Source organism: Rahnella sp. RcJ3, assembly GCF_009498575.1.
Classification (GTDB): Bacteria; Pseudomonadota; Gammaproteobacteria; order Enterobacterales; family Enterobacteriaceae; genus Rahnella; species Rahnella aceris.
In genome coordinates, this window is record NZ_QSNX01000016.1 from 73,975 (window position 1) to 89,281 (window position 15,307).

The window sequence follows — 15,307 nt, forward strand, 5'->3', positions numbered from 1 at the left end:
ATTGGGATAACTAATGAAACTGTACAACCTGAAGGATCACAACGAGCAGGTCAGCTTTGCTCAGGCCGTCAAACAAGGTCTTGGAAAACAGCAGGGATTATTCTTCCCGCTGGAATTGCCTGAGTTTGAACTGACCGAAATTGATCGCTTGCTGGAACTGGATTTCGTCACCCGCAGCAGCCGAATTCTTTCTGCTTTCATCGGCGATGAAATTCCGGAAGAAGAATTATATCAGCGTGTAAAAAATGCGTTTGCCTTCCCGGCACCCGTTGCCAAAGTAGAAGACGACATTGCCTGTCTGGAACTGTTCCACGGCCCGACCCTGGCCTTTAAAGATTTCGGTGGCCGCTTCATGGCGCAGATCCTGACTCAGGTATCTGGCGATCAGCCGGTGACTATTCTGACCGCGACCTCCGGTGATACCGGTGCGGCAGTGGCACATGCGTTCCACGGTCTGAAAAATGTTCGTGTGGTGATTCTGTATCCGCGCGGCAAAATCAGCCCGTTGCAGGAAAAACTGTTCTGTACGCTTGGCGGAAATATTCATACCGTCGCTATCGACGGCGACTTTGATGCCTGTCAGGCGCTGGTGAAACAGGCGTTTGATGATGAAGAACTGAAACACGCGCTGAAACTGAACTCAGCTAACTCCATCAATATCAGCCGACTGCTGGCGCAGATTTGCTACTACTTTGAAGCGGTTGCCCAACTGCCTCAGGAAGCGCGCAATCAGCTGGTGGTTTCCGTACCAAGCGGTAACTTCGGTGATCTGACAGCCGGTCTGCTGGCGAAATCCCTCGGCCTGCCGGTGAAACGCTTTATTGCGGCGACCAACGCCAATGATACGGTGCCGCGTTTCCTGTCTAACGGCGAGTGGGAACCGAAGAAAACCGTTGCGACTCTGTCGAACGCTATGGATGTCAGCCAGCCAAACAACTGGCCGCGTGTGGAAGAGTTGTATCGTCGTAAAACCTGGCAGCTGAAAGATCTGGGCTTCGGTGCGGTCAGCGATGACACCACCGAAGACGCGATGCGCGAGCTGGCCAATATCGGTTATATCTCTGAACCTCACGCGGCAATTGCTTACCGTGTACTGCGTGACCAGCTGCAACCGGGCGAGTTCGGCCTGTTCATCGGTACTGCACATCCGGCAAAATTCAAGGAAAGCGTGGAAGCGATTCTGGATCAGGACATCGGTTTACCGAAAGAACTGGCGGATCGCGCTGACCTGCCATTGTTGTCGCATAATCTTCCGGCTGATTTCAGCGAGATGCGTGCATTCCTGATGGCGCTGCCTGAATAAATATTGTGTTTCAGACAGGCAAAAGCCCTCTTCGTGAGGGCTTTTTTGTATCCGCAGATCAGGTCAATCAGCGCTCAGGACGGGTAAACACCAGTTCATTGCCCTGCGAACGTGATTCATCAAATTCATAACCTTCCAGATTGAAATCCTGAAGCTGTTTCGGCTTATCCAGACGCTCTTTAATAATAAAGCGGCTCATCAGGCCACGCGCTTTTTTGGCGTAGAAGCTGATGACTTTGTATTTGCCGTTCTTCTCGTCGAGGAATACCGGCTTGATGATTTCGCCATCCAGCAGTTTGGGTTTCACCGCTTTGAAGTATTCATCAGACGCCAGATTCACCAGCACTTTGCTTTTTTGTTCACTGAGCAGTTGGTTGAGTTTTTCGGTCAGCAAATCTCCCCAGAAGGCATACAGATTCGCGCCCTGGGGATTTTCCAGACGGATACCCATTTCCAGACGGTAAGGCATCATCAGATCCAGCGGACGCAGCAGGCCGTATAAACCTGACAACATCCGCAGATGTTTCTGTGCAAAATCAAAATCCTTCTCACTGAAATCTTCTGCCTGCAGACCGGTATACACATCGCCTTTAAAGGCCAGCAAGGCCTGACGGGCGTTATCCGGCGTGAAATCCGGCTGCCAGTCATTAAAACGTTCGGCGTTCAGATGGGCCAGTTTGTCGCTGATCCCCATCAGTGAAGAAATCTGCGCAGGAGACATTTTACGTGCCACGGTAATCAGCTGGCTGGATTTATCCAGCAGCTCCGGTTGGGTATAGCGCGTTGTCGCAAGCGGGCTTTCGTAATCGAGCGTTTTGGCAGGTGAAATAATGGTCAGCATAGTCTCGTCCGTTGGTCAGTGACGGTTCACATTCAGGATTTTTGTTGCCTTACTGTAGCAAAAAAGTCACTGCGATGGAGGCATGATATCGATAGGTAAAAGCGCAGGAAATCAGCGCGGAGGCATTTTTTTATCCCAGACGCCGGGCTGGAGCTGACCGCGTAATTCAGGGTAGTGATCAGGATTAAACACCGGCGTTTTCCCCATCCGTCGCTGGCGCTCATAATCTTTCACCACGCTGACCGCGATGCCCGAAAGCAGCAACAGTGCGGTGAGATTGAGTATTGCCATCAGCGCCATGACGATATCGGCCAGTTTCCACAGGACTTGTAATTCCATCAGGCATCCGCAGAACACCATGCTGATGACCATCAACCGGAAAATCAGTAATTTAACGGGCGAAGAACCGTGAAAGAAATTCAGATTGTTTTCGGCATAGGCATAGTTTCCGGCAATCGACGTGAACGCAAAAGAGAAGACCAGAATGGCCAGAACCACATGGCTCCAGCCTGCGGTCACCGGCATAATCGATTGCTGTATCAGCCGGATGCCAACCGGGGCGTCAGGTTGATCAAGGGCTCCTGACGTCAGGATGATCAGCGCGGTTGCGGTACAAATCACCATGGTATCGATGAAGACGGCAAACATCTGACTGAACCCCACCATGGCCGGGTGGCTTACGCCCGCCATCGCCGCCGCATTGGGTGAAGAGCCGACACCGGCTTCGCTGGCAAAGGCGCCGCGTTGCATGCCCTGCGTAATGGCCTGTGTCACGCCATACGCCAGTGCGCCGGAAGCGGCCTGCTGTAAGCCGAAGGCGCTTTTGAATACCAGCGCCAGCACCTGTGGCAACTTTTCAATGTGATGACCAATAACCCAGATGGCCAGCAACAAGTAGGCGCAGGCCATCAGCGGTACAAGCCATTTCGAAAGCCAGGTGATTGCGCGTATACCGCCAAAAATCAGTATCGCGACCAGCACGGATAAAATGCAGGCGGTGGACAGCGCCGGTACATGCAGAAGATGGAAAGAAGCCTGAGCAATGGAATTGGCCTGTAAGGCGCTGAAAATAAAGCCGCAGGAAATCACCATCAACAAGGAAAACAAGATACCCATCCAGCGCATTCCAAGCCCTTTTTCCATGTAATCAGCCGGCCCGCCGCGAAATTTTTCATGGGCTACATTGCCTTTGTAAATCTGCGCCAGCGTGTTTTCTATCATTGCCGTCGCCATGTTGAAAACTGCAATAATCCACATCCAGAAAATAGCGCCAGGGCCGCCGAGCGTAATGGCGATGGCGACACCGGTGAGATTCCCGGTACCAATACGCGATGCAAGGCTGAGACACAGCGTCCGCCAAGGGGAAATACCTCGTGTGATGTGTTTTCGCTTATAAAGAGTGGGGGAGAAAAGGTGGCCAAAGTGACGAAACTGAATGAAACCAAGACGGAACGTAAGGTAAATGCCGGTGCCGCATAGCAGGTAAATCAGGATTGAACTCCAGAGAATAGTATCGAAAAAATCCAGCAGGTCGTTCATAAATTGTCCTTGGTTGATTTGCCCTTCATCATTTTTATTTGTTTGCTTGCGGGCAATGACCACTTTGGGTGGCTAACATACCTGTTTTATCGAACGGGTAACATGTGCATTTTGGCTAATTTTGTGTGTTTTGGAAGGTGAGAAATCCATAGATGTTCGTAGCCGAGCATGCCGTGATATGCGCCTTGCGCCTGGCTTTTTGCATGTTATCATCAGCCAAAGGCAAGGCATGAAAATGCCTATACGAAAACGTCCAAACGATGAGATATGCCAAAATGACCGATAAACTGACTTCCCTACGCCAAATGACTCAGGTTGTTGCTGACACCGGAGATATCGCGGCAATGAAGTTGTACCAGCCGCAGGATGCGACCACGAACCCGTCACTGATCCTCAGCGCTGCGCAAATTCCTGAATACCGTAAACTGATCGACGAAGCAATCGCCTGGGCACGTGACCAGAGCAGCGATCACGACCAGCAGATTACTGATGCCGCTGACAAACTGGCAGTAAACATCGGTCTGGAAATTCTGAAACTGGTTCCGGGCCGCATTTCAACAGAAGTTGATGCCCGTCTGTCTTACGACACTGACGCGAGCGTGGCCAAAGCCAAACGCCTGATCAAACTGTATAACGATGCGGGCATCACCAACGACCGTATCCTGATCAAACTGGCTTCTACCTGGCAGGGCATCCGCGCTGCAGAGAAACTGGAAAAAGAAGGCATCAACTGTAACCTGACCCTTCTGTTCTCCTTCGCTCAGGCGCGTGCTTGTGCTGAAGCGGGCGTGTTCCTGATTTCTCCGTTCGTTGGTCGTATCCTTGACTGGTACAAAGCCAATGGTGACAAAAAAGAGTTTGCACCGCATGAAGATCCGGGCGTTGTGTCCGTAACCGAAATCTACGAATACTACAAACAACACGGCTACGAAACTGTCGTGATGGGCGCAAGCTTCCGTAACATCGGTGAAATCATCGAACTGGCTGGCTGTGACCGTCTGACCATCGCCCCTGCACTGCTGAAAGAACTGGCAGAAAGCGAAGGCCCGCTGGAACGTAAACTGTCCTTCTCCGGCGAAACCAAGCCACGTCCTGCGCCACTGACTGAATCTCAGTTCTACTGGGAGCACAACCAGGATCCAATGGCGATCGATAAACTGGCTGACGGCATCCGTAAGTTTGCAATCGACCAGGGTAAACTGGAAAAAATGATTTCTGACCTGCTGTAATCAGCATTCAGTTCCAGCATAAAGCGGCTAATCAGCCGCTTTTTTTGTGCCTGCGATAAAACCACCGGCCGGTTACCGATATACTGAGTGCTGTGACTACGAAGAAAAATGCTGTGGAGAAATAGCATGGATACATTACGGATTGGTCTGGTATCAGTGTCGGACCGCGCCTCAAGCGGTGTTTATCAGGACAAAGGTATTCCGGCACTGGAAGAATGGCTGGAAAAAGCGCTTATTACGCCTTTTAAGCTGGAGAAAAAGCTGATCCCGGACGAGCAGCCTTTGATTGAACAGGCTATCAGTGAACTGGTTGATGAAAGCGGCTGCCATCTGGTGTTAACCACCGGGGGAACCGGGCCTGCGCGCCGGGATGTCACACCGGATGCCACGCTGGCTGTTGCCGATCGTGAAATGCCCGGTTTCGGCGAACAGATGCGTCAGATCAGCCTGCACTTTGTACCGACGGCAATTTTGTCACGTCAGGTTGGGGTGATCCGCAAACAGGCTTTAATCCTGAATTTACCTGGTCAGCCGAAATCTATTCAGGAAACGCTGGAAGGACTGAAAGATGCCGACGGTAAAGTGATTGTTTCCGGCATTTTTGCCAGTGTGCCCTATTGCATCCAGTTGCTCGACGGACCTTACGTTGAAACGCATGATGAGGTGGTAGCAGCTTTCCGTCCGAAAAGTGCCCGCCGCGAGATAAAAAACTGAATACAGTTCCTTTTTGAAATTTAGCGACGTTAAGCGTCAGACACCACTGGTGTGAAAAATATTTGCCGCTATAGTAAGGATTACTTTACATAAGGTGGCAAAACCTTTTTCCATTTTTTACTCTGGTGTCTGACGGTATCCTATGCAACACACACAATCGCGCCGGTTGAACCGGCAGGACTTCAAAACGCTTTCCCTGGCGGCACTGGGTGGCGCCCTCGAATTCTACGATTTCATCATTTTCGTCTTTTTCGCTGCGGTAATTGGCGATCTCTTCTTCCCGGCCAATATGCCCGACTGGCTGCGTCAGGTTCAGACTTTTGGTATTTTCGCTGCCGGTTATCTGGCGCGCCCGTTGGGCGGTATCATCATGGCGCACTTCGGTGATTTGGTTGGCCGTAAGCGCATGTTCAGCCTGAGTATTTTATTAATGGCTTTACCGACACTGGCAATGGGGCTGTTGCCAACCTACACCTCGATTGGCATGGCAGCACCGCTGTTGCTGCTGCTGATGCGTCTGTTACAGGGCGCGGCGATCGGCGGCGAAGTGCCGGGCGCGTGGGTGTTTGTCGCTGAACATGTGCCACGTAATCGCATCGGTTTCGCCTGCGGCACCCTCACCGCCGGTTTAACGTTGGGGATTCTGCTGGGTTCTCTGGTGGCAACTTTACTGAACACCAGCTTGACGCCAGCGACCATCAGTCAGTACGGCTGGCGTATTCCGTTTTTCATCGGCGGCATTTTTGGTCTGATCGCGATGTATCTGCGCCGATGGTTACAGGAAACGCCTGTCTTTATGGAAATGAAAGCGCATAAGGCGCTGGCGGAAGAATTGCCGTTGAAATCTGTCGTGGCCAATCATAAAAAAGAAATCGTGGTATCGATGCTGATGACCTGGCTGTTATCCGCCGGTATCGTGGTGGTGATCCTGATGACGCCAACCTGGTTGCAGAAGCAATTCGGCATTCCGGCGGCAGCCGCATTACAAGCCAACTGTCTGGCTACAGTAGCGCTGATGTTTGGATGCATTATCTCGGGAAGCATTGTTGATCGCCTCGGTGCCAGCAAAACCTTTATTTTCGGCAGCCTCTTCCTCGGGATTTGCAGCTGGTCTTTCTATCATATGGTCGCGGCTGATGCCTCGGTGCTGATGGGCATGTATGCGCTGGCGGGGTTGAGCGTAGGTGTGGTCGGCGCAGTACCTTATGTGATGGTGCGGGCCTTCCCGGCGGAAGTGCGTTTTACCGGCATCTCTTTCTCATACAACATGGCCTACGCGATTTTCGGCGGCCTGACTCCGGTCTTCGTCACGCTGATTATGCGTCTGACGCCGATGGCTCCGGCTTATTATGTGCTGGCCTTGTCGGTGATTGGCTTGCTGACCGGTATTTACCTTAGCCGCGATTTGAACAGCGAAACGATCCGTACAGAGAAATTTGCCGAAGGCGCAACTTCCGGCCAGTGATTTCTTTTATGCATAAAAAAACCCTGCATCGCAGGGCTTTTTGCGTCTGGCTGAGGGGGCTTATGCCACAACCGCGTCAACCTGGGGAGCGTGGTTTTTCGGCTCACCGACCGGCAAAACGGTACGGCCATATTGCTCGTTCAGCACTTCGGCCATCGCCAGATAAATCGCGCTGGCGCCACAGAAGATCCCTTCGAAACCGGCAAAATGCAGTACCGCCGTGTTTCCGGTCATATTACCGAAGCACAACAGCGCGAACAGAATAACCAGACTGCCGAAAACGATCTGTAAACCGCGGTTTGCTTTCAGGGTGCCAAAGAACATGAATAAGGTGAACACGCCCCAGATGCCGAGGTAAGCGCCAAGGAAGCTTTCGCTGCTGGCTTCAGCCATGCCAATGCGCGGCAGCATCAGGATGCCGACCAGGCTTAACCAGAATGCGCCATAAGAAGTGAATGCGGTCGTGCCGAACGTATTCCCTTTTTTAAATTCCATCATCCCGGCAAGAATCTGAATCAAACCACCATAAAAAATCCCCATACTGACAATCACTGCTGTCAGGGGAAAAAAGCCTGCATTGTGTAAATTCAATAAGATAGTGGTCATACCAAATCCCATCAACCCGAGCGGGCCTGGATTTGCCAACGTTTTGCTGTGCATAGATCCTCTGTATCGGAATTATTATTAATTGATAATCGGGGGAAGAAACGCTTGGGAAATGAGTAAAAAACCCACATATCTTTAGAAGCGCGCGGCATCATAAGGAGGGTTGCGTCAGCAAACATTGATCTGGCGTAACAGCAATTGAAGATTTTTTTTCACTTTGCCCCTTGATGCTGAGCTGCATGGCCCCATCTTATTCCCAACCGCAGTTGTTACCGTCGGGAAATCCGTTAAATGGGGCTGTTGAAATCGAAAAGATCGGCCACATATACAGTAGCAACCTGAACGAATATGAATTTAAGTGGAGACGTTTTAGATGGGTAAAATTATTGGGATCGACCTGGGCACCACCAACTCTTGTGTAGCTATCATGGATGGCACGACTGCTCGTGTACTGGAGAATGCTGAAGGCGACCGCACCACTCCTTCCATCATCGCTTATGCGGCAGATGGCGAGACTCTGGTAGGTTCTCCGGCTAAACGTCAGGCTGTGACTAACCCGCAGAACACCCTGTTCGCGATCAAGCGCCTGATTGGCCGTCGCTTCCAGGATGAAGAAGTACAACGTGATAAAGGCATCATGCCTTACCAGATCGTAAGCGCTGACAATGGCGACGCCTGGATCGACGTTAAAGGTCAGAAAATCGCACCTCCGCAGATCTCTGCAGAAGTGTTGAAGAAAATGAAGAAAACCGCTGAAGATTATCTGGGTGAACCTGTAACTGAAGCTGTTATCACCGTACCTGCTTACTTCAACGATGCTCAGCGTCAGGCAACGAAAGACGCTGGCCGTATCGCAGGTCTGGAAGTCAAACGTATCATCAACGAACCGACTGCTGCGGCACTGGCTTATGGTCTGGATCGTGAAATCGGCAACCGTACTATCGCGGTATACGACCTCGGTGGTGGTACTTTCGATATCTCTATTATCGAAATTGATGAAGTTGACGGCGAAAAAACCTTTGAAGTACTGGCGACCAACGGTGACACTCACCTTGGTGGTGAAGACTTCGACAGCCGTATGATCAACTATCTGGTTGAAGAATTTAAGAAAGAGCAAGGCATGGATCTGCGTAACGATCCACTGGCGATGCAACGTCTGAAAGAAGCCGCTGAAAAAGCGAAGATCGAATTGTCTTCTGCTCAGCAAACTGACGTGAACCTGCCGTACATCACTGCTGATGCGTCAGGTCCAAAACACATGAACATCAAAGTGACCCGTGCAAAACTGGAATCTTTGGTTGAAGACCTGGTTAACCGTTCTATCGAACCACTGAAAGTGGCGCTGAAAGACGCAGGCCTGTCAGTTTCTGACATTCAGGACGTTATCCTGGTGGGTGGTCAGACCCGTATGCCAATGGTTCAGAAGAAAGTTGCTGATTTCTTCGGTAAAGAACCACGTAAAGACGTGAACCCGGATGAAGCTGTGGCAATCGGTGCAGCAGTTCAGGGTGGTGTCCTGGCAGGTGACGTGAAAGACGTTCTGCTGCTGGATGTGACTCCGTTGTCTCTGGGTATCGAAACCATGGGCAGCGTGATGACTCCGCTTATCACTAAAAACACCACCATCCCGACTAAACACAGTCAGGTGTTCTCTACTGCGGAAGACAACCAGTCTGCAGTCACCATCCATGTGTTGCAGGGTGAACGTAAGCGTTCAAGTGATAACAAATCTCTGGGTCAGTTCAACCTGGACGGTATTCAGGCAGCACCACGCGGTCAGGCTCAGATCGAAGTCACCTTCGACCTTGATGCCGATGGTATCCTGCACGTGTCTGCGAAAGACAAAAATACCGGCCGTGAGCAGAAGATCACCATCAAGGCATCTTCTGGTCTGAGCGAAGAAGAAATCCAGAAAATGGTTAACGATGCTGAAGCCAATGCTGAATCTGACCGTAAGTTTGAAGAACTGGTTCAGACCCGCAATCAGGCGGACCATCTGATCCACGGTACCCGTAAGCAACTGGAAGAAGCCGGCGACAAACTGCCAGCTGAAGACAAAACCGCAGTAGAAGAAGCCCTGAAAGCACTGGAAGTGTCTGCTAAAGGTGAAGATAAGGCTGATATCGAAGCGAAAATCCAGGCGCTGGTACAGGTTTCCGGCAAACTGATGGAAATGGCTCAGCAACAAGGTCAGGCTGAAGGCGGCGATACCAGCGCGCAGAAAGATGACGACGTTGTTGACGCTGAATTCGAAGAAGTTAAAGACAAAAAATAATCGCCCTTAAGCGGGCACAGTAAGAAGCTTTACTGATAACCAGCACGGGCGTCGAGGAAACTCTACGCCCGTGCACGCATGTTGAGGGTAGGTTAAAGCATGGCGAAGCAAGATTATTATGAGATTTTAGGCGTATCCAAAACAGCGGATGAGCGTGAAATCAAAAAGGCTTATAAGCGTCTGGCGATGAAACATCACCCTGACCGAAATCAGGGCGATAAAGAATCTGAAAGCAAATTCAAAGAAATTAAAGAAGCTTATGAAATTCTGACCGATGCGCAAAAGCGTGCGGCCTACGACCAGTATGGTCATGCAGCCTTTGAACAAGGTGGCATGGGCGGTGGTGGTGGCTACGGCGGCGGCGGTGCAGATTTCAGCGACATCTTTGGTGACGTCTTTGGCGACATCTTTGGCGGCGGTCGCCGTCAGCGTGCCAGCCGGGGCTCAGACCTGCGTTACAACATGGATCTGACTCTGGAAGAGGCCGTTCGTGGTGTCACCAAAGAAATCCGCATCCCGACACTGGATGAATGTGACGTTTGCCACGGCAGCGGCGCGAAAGCGGGTAGCTCTCCGACCACCTGTCCGACCTGTCATGGTGCAGGTCAGGTTCAGATGCGTCAGGGCTTCTTCACAGTCCAGCAGGCGTGTCCGACCTGTCAGGGTCGCGGTAAAGTGATTAAAGATCCGTGCACCAAATGTCATGGTCATGGTCGCGTAGAACGTTCAAAAACGCTGTCAGTGAAGATTCCTGCGGGTGTGGATACCGGAGACCGTATTCGTCTGGAGGGTGAAGGCGAAGCCGGTGAGCATGGTGCTCCGTCAGGTGATCTGTACGTTCAGGTTCAGGTTAAAGCGCATAAAATCTTTGAGCGCGAAGGTAATAACCTGTACTGCGAAGTGCCAATCAATTTTGCCATGGCAGCACTGGGTGGCGAAATTGAAGTGCCAACGCTTGATGGCCGCGTGAGCCTGAAAATTCCTGCTGAAACGCAAACGGGCAAAATGTTCCGTATGCGCGGGCGCGGTGTGAAATCTGTCCGTGGTGGCGTTCAGGGCGACCTGATGTGCCGGGTGGTAGTGGAAACTCCGGTCAGCCTGAACGAGAAGCAGAAGCAGTTGCTGCGTGATCTGGAAGAAAGCTTTGGTGGCGTTTCGGGTGAGAAAAACAGCCCGCGCTCTAAAAGCTTCCTGGACGGCGTGAAAAAGTTCTTTGATGATCTGACCCGCTAAGCTTTCGCTAAATCGAGCGACGGAAAGCCAGATAACATCCCCGGCAGCGGTTGACGCGCCGGGGATTTTTTATGGATTTTTATTCAACAATGTGAAAACCAATGATTCGTAAAAAGCGAAGTATAATCCAGAAATAATCGACTTTTTACGAAGTGATAGTTTGCGTACAATTCAGACATACCCTTGTGGTGAGCTTTTTTTTTGCCACGTTTTTTCTACAGGAGAGTCAGAATGTCAAATATCATTCGTCAGTTTTTACGGATGGAAGCCGCCGGTGGTGTGATATTAATCATCGCAGCCATTGTGGCATTAATCATGGCGAATAGTCCGTTGCAGGGGATTTATCAGGCATTTCTGGATATTCCCGTCACCCTGCGTTTTTCCGAGCTGTTGATCGACAAGCCACTTTTGCTGTGGATTAACGATGGCCTGATGGCAGTGTTTTTCCTGATGATTGGTCTGGAAGTCAAGCGTGAGATGTGCGAAGGCGCGCTGGCCAACCGCGAGCAGGCGATGTTTCCTGCTATTGCCGCGCTCGGGGGTATGGTTGTTCCGGCATTAATCTATTTACTGTTTAACGGCAGCGATGAAATAGCCCGTCAGGGTTGGGCTATTCCGGCGGCAACGGACATTGCGTTTGCGCTGGGGGTGATGGCACTGCTGGGGTCACGAGTGCCGACCGGGTTAAAAGTGTTCCTGCTGGCACTGGCCATTATTGATGACTTGGGTGCCATCGTGATCATCGCACTGTTTTATAGTCACGATGTGTCGATGATGGCACTGGGGTTATCGGCGGTGTGCATCGCTGTACTGGCTCTACTGAACTGGCGGGGGGTAACGAAGCTGACGCCGTACCTGCTGATTGGTGCTGTGTTCTGGGTGTGTGTGCTGAAATCAGGTATCCACGCGACGCTGGCGGGTGTCATTCTTGGCTTCTTAATTCCGCTGAGAACCAAAGAGAATAAAAGGTCACCTGCTCGCCGCCTGGAGCATGGGATCCACCCCTATGTTTCCTGGTTTATTTTGCCGCTGTTTGCGTTCGCCAATGCGGGTATCTCTTTGCAGGGCGTGACAGTTGCGGGTTCATTCTCGACATTACCCATGGGTATTGCTGCCGGGCTTCTTCTCGGTAAGCCGCTGGGTATCATTCTGTTCGGCGGGATCGCCTTGAAATCAGGGATTACACGGCTGTCATCCGGCATAACTTTTAGCCAAATTTCGGCAGTCTCCGTGCTGTGCGGTATCGGTTTTACGATGTCGATTTTCATTGGTTCTCTGGCCTTTGCGACGCTGGAGCCTGCGTTGCTGACGTACGCAAAAATGGGCATCCTGATGGGATCAGTCGCATCAGCGGTTCTGGGATACCTGCTCCTGAGCCGGGCCTTGCCTAAGAAACGTGCAAATTAATAATGATGCTGACTTCATACTTTCGGAAAGGGTGAAACCATGCCTCATATCAATTACAACCACTTGTATTATTTTTGGCACGTGTGTAAATCAGGTTCTGTTGTGGGAGCTGCGGAAGTGTTGCACCTTACTCCGCAAACGATCACCGGGCAGATTAAATCCCTGGAAGAAAGATTGGATGGGAAACTCTTCAAACGGCAGGGGCGTGGGCTGGTGCCTTCTGAGTTAGGGCAACTGGTTTACCGCTATGCGGATAAAATGTTCACCCTTAGTCAGGAAATGCTGGATATCGTGAATTACCGCAAAGAGGCGAGCCTGTTGTTTGATGTGGGTGTGGCGGATGCGTTATCCAAACGACTGGTCAGTCGCGTATTGGAAGCTGCCGTGCCGGACAACGCGCAAATTCATCTGCGCTGTTTTGAATCGACTCACGAAATGCTGCTCGAACAACTGAGCCAGCATAAACTGGACATGATTTTGTCTGATTGCCCGGTGGATTCCACGCAGCAGGCAGGGCTGTTCTCGGTCAAACTGGGTGAAAGCCCGATCAGCTTCTTCTGTTGTAATCCACCGGCAGACATGAATTTCCCGGCTTGTCTGGAGCGTCGTTCATTACTCATCCCCGGCAGGCGTTCAATGCTGGGGCGCAAACTGCTGAACTGGTTTAATACGCAAGGGCTGAAGGTCAATATTCTCGGTGAGTTTGATGATGCCGCGCTGATGAAAGCGTTTGGAATGAACAACGACGCGATATTTGTCGCCCCGGCTATTTATTCATCAACTGAATTTCAGGATGAAAAAATAGAGGAAGTCGGACGGGTGGAAGGGATTATGGAAGAGTACTACGTAATATTTGCCGAAAGAATGATTCAGCATCCTTCGGTACAGCGGATTTGCCATACGGACTTTTCAGCGTTGTTTGAATAGCTTTTAGTGTTGAACTCAAATTTCAGATATAAAAAAACCGGCGTGAGCCGGTTTTTTTATCAAGCATTTCAGCGTAATGCGATTATTGCATTGCGTTGATTTGCGCAGTCAGGTTTGACTTATGACGCGCTGCTTTGTTTTTGTGGATCAGGCCTTTGCAAGACTGACGGTCCACGATTGGTTGCATTTCGTTAAATGCGTTTTGTGCAGCAGCTTTGTCGCCTGCTGCAATAGCCGCGTATACCTTCTTGATAAAGGTACGCATCATAGAACGACGGCTCGCGTTGTGCTTACGGCGTTTTTCTGACTGTACGGCGCGTTTCTTAGCTGATTTGATATTAGCCAAGGCCAACTCCCAAATATTTTTCTATTGATGAACAATTCAAAGGCCGAGGAATATGCCTTTTCGGTCTTCTTTTGTCAACGGATTTGTGCAAATAAGCGGCGTTTTAAAGAGTGAACTTTACTCGTCGCTTGTTACGTTGTGATGGCGCAGGATTTTAACAGCTTCCGGCATCGGAATACAGTCTTTCGCGAGAAAAATCGACAGGAGAGTGTACAAACTGCCCACTACGGCCATTAACGCTTTGTTTATGCGAAAAGTCACGCATTCCCTGTATGCAACGAAAGATTTTCATCGCCACGCCGCCATTTGAACCGCAATATCTGCCGTATGCAAGAGAGAATGGTGTGATCCTGCTAATCGCTGGTTAACCTTGGAGGCTGTACAAGGTATAATCCGCCGATTTCCATCGTTATGAGTCAGCATTGGATTTGAGCCAGCTATGGAGCTAATTCGCGGAATACACAATATTCGAGCACGTCATCATGGATGTGTGCTGACTATTGGCAATTTTGATGGTGTACACCGTGGTCATCAGGCCCTGATTGAACAGCTTAAGCTGGAAGGTCAACGTCTGGGGCTGCCGGTGATGGTAATGATTTTCGAGCCACAGCCTCTGGAATTGTTTGCCGGTGATAAAGCACCTGCACGCCTGACCAGTTTGCGTGACAAAGCCAAGTATCTGGCGGAGTGCGGGGTTGATTACCTTTTATGTGTGCGTTTCGAACCCCGGTTTGCAGCGCATATGGCGCAGGCCTTTATCTCACAACTGCTGGTAGAGAAGCTGGGTGTTAAATTCCTGACTGTCGGGGATGATTTCCGCTTTGGTGCCAGCCGTCTGGGGGATTTTGAGCTATTGCAGAAAGCCGGTGAAGAATACGGTTTTGAAGTGATCAGCACGCAAACGTTCCGTGAAGGCGAGAACCGCATCAGCAGCACGGCGATCCGTAATGCGTTGCGCGACGATGACTTGGCGCTGGCCGAGAATTTACTGGGCCATCCGTTCAGTATCTCGGGCCGGGTCGTACACGGCGATAAACTGGGACGCACCATTGGCTTCCCGACGGCAAACGTGCCGTTGAAGCGGGTCGTGTCTCCGGTGCGCGGCGTGTATGCGGTTGAAGTCTTAGGACTCGGGCCTGAACCTCTGCCGGGTGTGGCGAACATTGGAATACGTCCTACAGTCGGAGGCGTGCGCAAGCAGTTGGAAGTGCACCTTCTCGACACCACATTAGATTTATACGGGCGCCACATTGATGTGGTGCTCCGCGCGAAATTGCGCAACGAACAGCGTTTCTCCTCGCTTGATGCTTTAAAGCAACAAATTGCGAACGATGAAGTGACGGCCCGTGAATTCTTTGGGTTAAAGACACTGCGCTAAACATGTACTGACAGGCGTGTAACAAAGCCTGGAATCCAGCCGAA

The 15,307-nt window shown here is 50.9% G+C and carries 13 protein-coding genes; 9 read left to right on the forward strand and 4 right to left on the reverse strand.

The window, feature by feature from the left end; translation table 11 throughout:
• Positions 1-13: 13 nt before the first annotated feature.
• Positions 14-1,303 carry a threonine synthase gene (gene thrC, locus DXU84_RS19300; RefSeq protein ID WP_013577075.1) on the forward strand — a complete coding sequence of 430 codons (1,290 nt, stop codon included), beginning with the start codon at positions 14-16 and terminating at the stop codon, positions 1,301-1,303.
• Between the two features lie 67 nt (positions 1,304-1,370).
• Here thrC and yaaA read toward each other — a convergent pair whose 3' ends face one another.
• On the reverse strand, positions 1,371-2,144 hold the full coding sequence (gene yaaA / locus DXU84_RS19305) for a peroxide stress protein YaaA (RefSeq protein ID WP_112197254.1): 774 nt from the start codon (positions 2,142-2,144) through the stop codon (positions 1,371-1,373).
• A 111-nt stretch (positions 2,145-2,255) separates the two neighbouring features.
• On the reverse strand, positions 2,256-3,683 hold the full coding sequence (locus DXU84_RS19310) for a sodium:alanine symporter family protein (protein WP_153376526.1): 1,428 nt from the start codon (positions 3,681-3,683) through the stop codon (positions 2,256-2,258).
• Between the two features lie 275 nt (positions 3,684-3,958).
• Here DXU84_RS19310 and tal point away from each other — a divergent pair, with 275 nt between their 5' ends.
• The 3 genes from tal to DXU84_RS19325 all read left to right on the forward strand — a co-directional run bounded on the left by tal (position 3,959) and on the right by DXU84_RS19325 (position 7,091).
• Positions 3,959-4,912, forward strand: coding sequence for a transaldolase (gene tal / locus DXU84_RS19315; protein ID WP_013577072.1), 954 nt, complete (start codon positions 3,959-3,961; stop codon positions 4,910-4,912).
• A gap of 126 nt (positions 4,913-5,038) precedes the next feature.
• Positions 5,039-5,626, forward strand: coding sequence for a molybdopterin adenylyltransferase (mog, locus tag DXU84_RS19320; protein ID WP_013577071.1), 588 nt, complete (start codon positions 5,039-5,041; stop codon positions 5,624-5,626).
• A 142-nt stretch (positions 5,627-5,768) separates the two neighbouring features.
• The gene (locus tag DXU84_RS19325; RefSeq protein WP_112151005.1) at positions 5,769-7,091 is read left to right on the forward strand and encodes an MFS transporter; all 1,323 of its coding nucleotides are present in this window, start codon (positions 5,769-5,771) and stop codon (positions 7,089-7,091) included.
• Positions 7,092-7,151: 60 nt separating this feature from the next.
• Here the strand turns inward: DXU84_RS19325 and satP are convergent, their stop codons facing one another.
• The gene (gene satP / locus DXU84_RS19330; RefSeq protein ID WP_153376527.1) at positions 7,152-7,751 is read right to left on the reverse strand and encodes an acetate uptake transporter; all 600 of its coding nucleotides are present in this window, start codon (positions 7,749-7,751) and stop codon (positions 7,152-7,154) included.
• 319 nt (positions 7,752-8,070) lie between these two features.
• Here satP and dnaK point away from each other — a divergent pair, with 319 nt between their 5' ends.
• From dnaK to nhaR, 4 genes are all read left to right on the forward strand, one after another.
• Positions 8,071-9,972, forward strand: coding sequence for a molecular chaperone DnaK (gene dnaK / locus DXU84_RS19335; protein WP_013577068.1), 1,902 nt, complete (start codon positions 8,071-8,073; stop codon positions 9,970-9,972).
• Between the two features lie 99 nt (positions 9,973-10,071).
• Positions 10,072-11,205, forward strand: coding sequence for a molecular chaperone DnaJ (dnaJ, locus tag DXU84_RS19340; RefSeq protein ID WP_013577067.1), 1,134 nt, complete (start codon positions 10,072-10,074; stop codon positions 11,203-11,205).
• A 231-nt stretch (positions 11,206-11,436) separates the two neighbouring features.
• Positions 11,437-12,612, forward strand: a complete 1,176-nt coding sequence (gene nhaA, locus DXU84_RS19345) for a Na+/H+ antiporter NhaA (RefSeq protein ID WP_013577066.1) — start codon at positions 11,437-11,439, stop codon at positions 12,610-12,612.
• Positions 12,613-12,651: 39 nt separating this feature from the next.
• Complete coding sequence (gene nhaR / locus DXU84_RS19350) at positions 12,652-13,539, forward strand: transcriptional activator NhaR (RefSeq protein ID WP_013577065.1); 888 nt, start codon at positions 12,652-12,654, stop codon at positions 13,537-13,539.
• An 82-nt stretch (positions 13,540-13,621) separates the two neighbouring features.
• On the opposite strand, the gene rpsT is transcribed toward nhaR, so the two are convergent.
• Positions 13,622-13,885 carry a 30S ribosomal protein S20 gene (gene rpsT / locus DXU84_RS19355; RefSeq protein WP_013577064.1) on the reverse strand — a complete coding sequence of 88 codons (264 nt, stop codon included), beginning with the start codon at positions 13,883-13,885 and terminating at the stop codon, positions 13,622-13,624.
• Positions 13,886-14,324: 439 nt separating this feature from the next.
• Here rpsT and ribF point away from each other — a divergent pair, with 439 nt between their 5' ends.
• Complete coding sequence (gene ribF / locus DXU84_RS19360) at positions 14,325-15,263, forward strand: bifunctional riboflavin kinase/FAD synthetase (RefSeq protein ID WP_013577063.1); 939 nt, start codon at positions 14,325-14,327, stop codon at positions 15,261-15,263.
• The last annotated feature ends 44 nt before the right edge of the window (positions 15,264-15,307 follow it).

Bases quoted from the DNA above. Each gene is read 5' to 3' on its own strand.
- dnaK (WP_013577068.1), top strand. From the start codon at position 8,071: ATGGGTAAAATTATTGGGATCGACCTGGGCACCACCAACTCTTGTGTA.
- mog (WP_013577071.1), top strand. From the start codon at position 5,039: ATGGATACATTACGGATTGGTCTGGTATCAGTGTCGGACCGCGCCTCA.
- DXU84_RS19310 (WP_153376526.1), bottom strand. From the start codon at position 3,683: ATGAACGACCTGCTGGATTTTTTCGATACTATTCTCTGGAGTTCAATC.
- DXU84_RS19325 (WP_112151005.1), top strand. From the start codon at position 5,769: ATGCAACACACACAATCGCGCCGGTTGAACCGGCAGGACTTCAAAACG.
- nhaA (WP_013577066.1), top strand. From the start codon at position 11,437: ATGTCAAATATCATTCGTCAGTTTTTACGGATGGAAGCCGCCGGTGGT.
- ribF (WP_013577063.1), top strand. From the start codon at position 14,325: ATGGAGCTAATTCGCGGAATACACAATATTCGAGCACGTCATCATGGA.
- satP (WP_153376527.1), bottom strand. From the start codon at position 7,751: ATGCACAGCAAAACGTTGGCAAATCCAGGCCCGCTCGGGTTGATGGGA.
- yaaA (WP_112197254.1), bottom strand. From the start codon at position 2,144: ATGCTGACCATTATTTCACCTGCCAAAACGCTCGATTACGAAAGCCCG.
- tal (WP_013577072.1), top strand. From the start codon at position 3,959: ATGACCGATAAACTGACTTCCCTACGCCAAATGACTCAGGTTGTTGCT.
- nhaR (WP_013577065.1), top strand. From the start codon at position 12,652: ATGCCTCATATCAATTACAACCACTTGTATTATTTTTGGCACGTGTGT.
- dnaJ (WP_013577067.1), top strand. From the start codon at position 10,072: ATGGCGAAGCAAGATTATTATGAGATTTTAGGCGTATCCAAAACAGCG.
- thrC (WP_013577075.1), top strand. From the start codon at position 14: ATGAAACTGTACAACCTGAAGGATCACAACGAGCAGGTCAGCTTTGCT.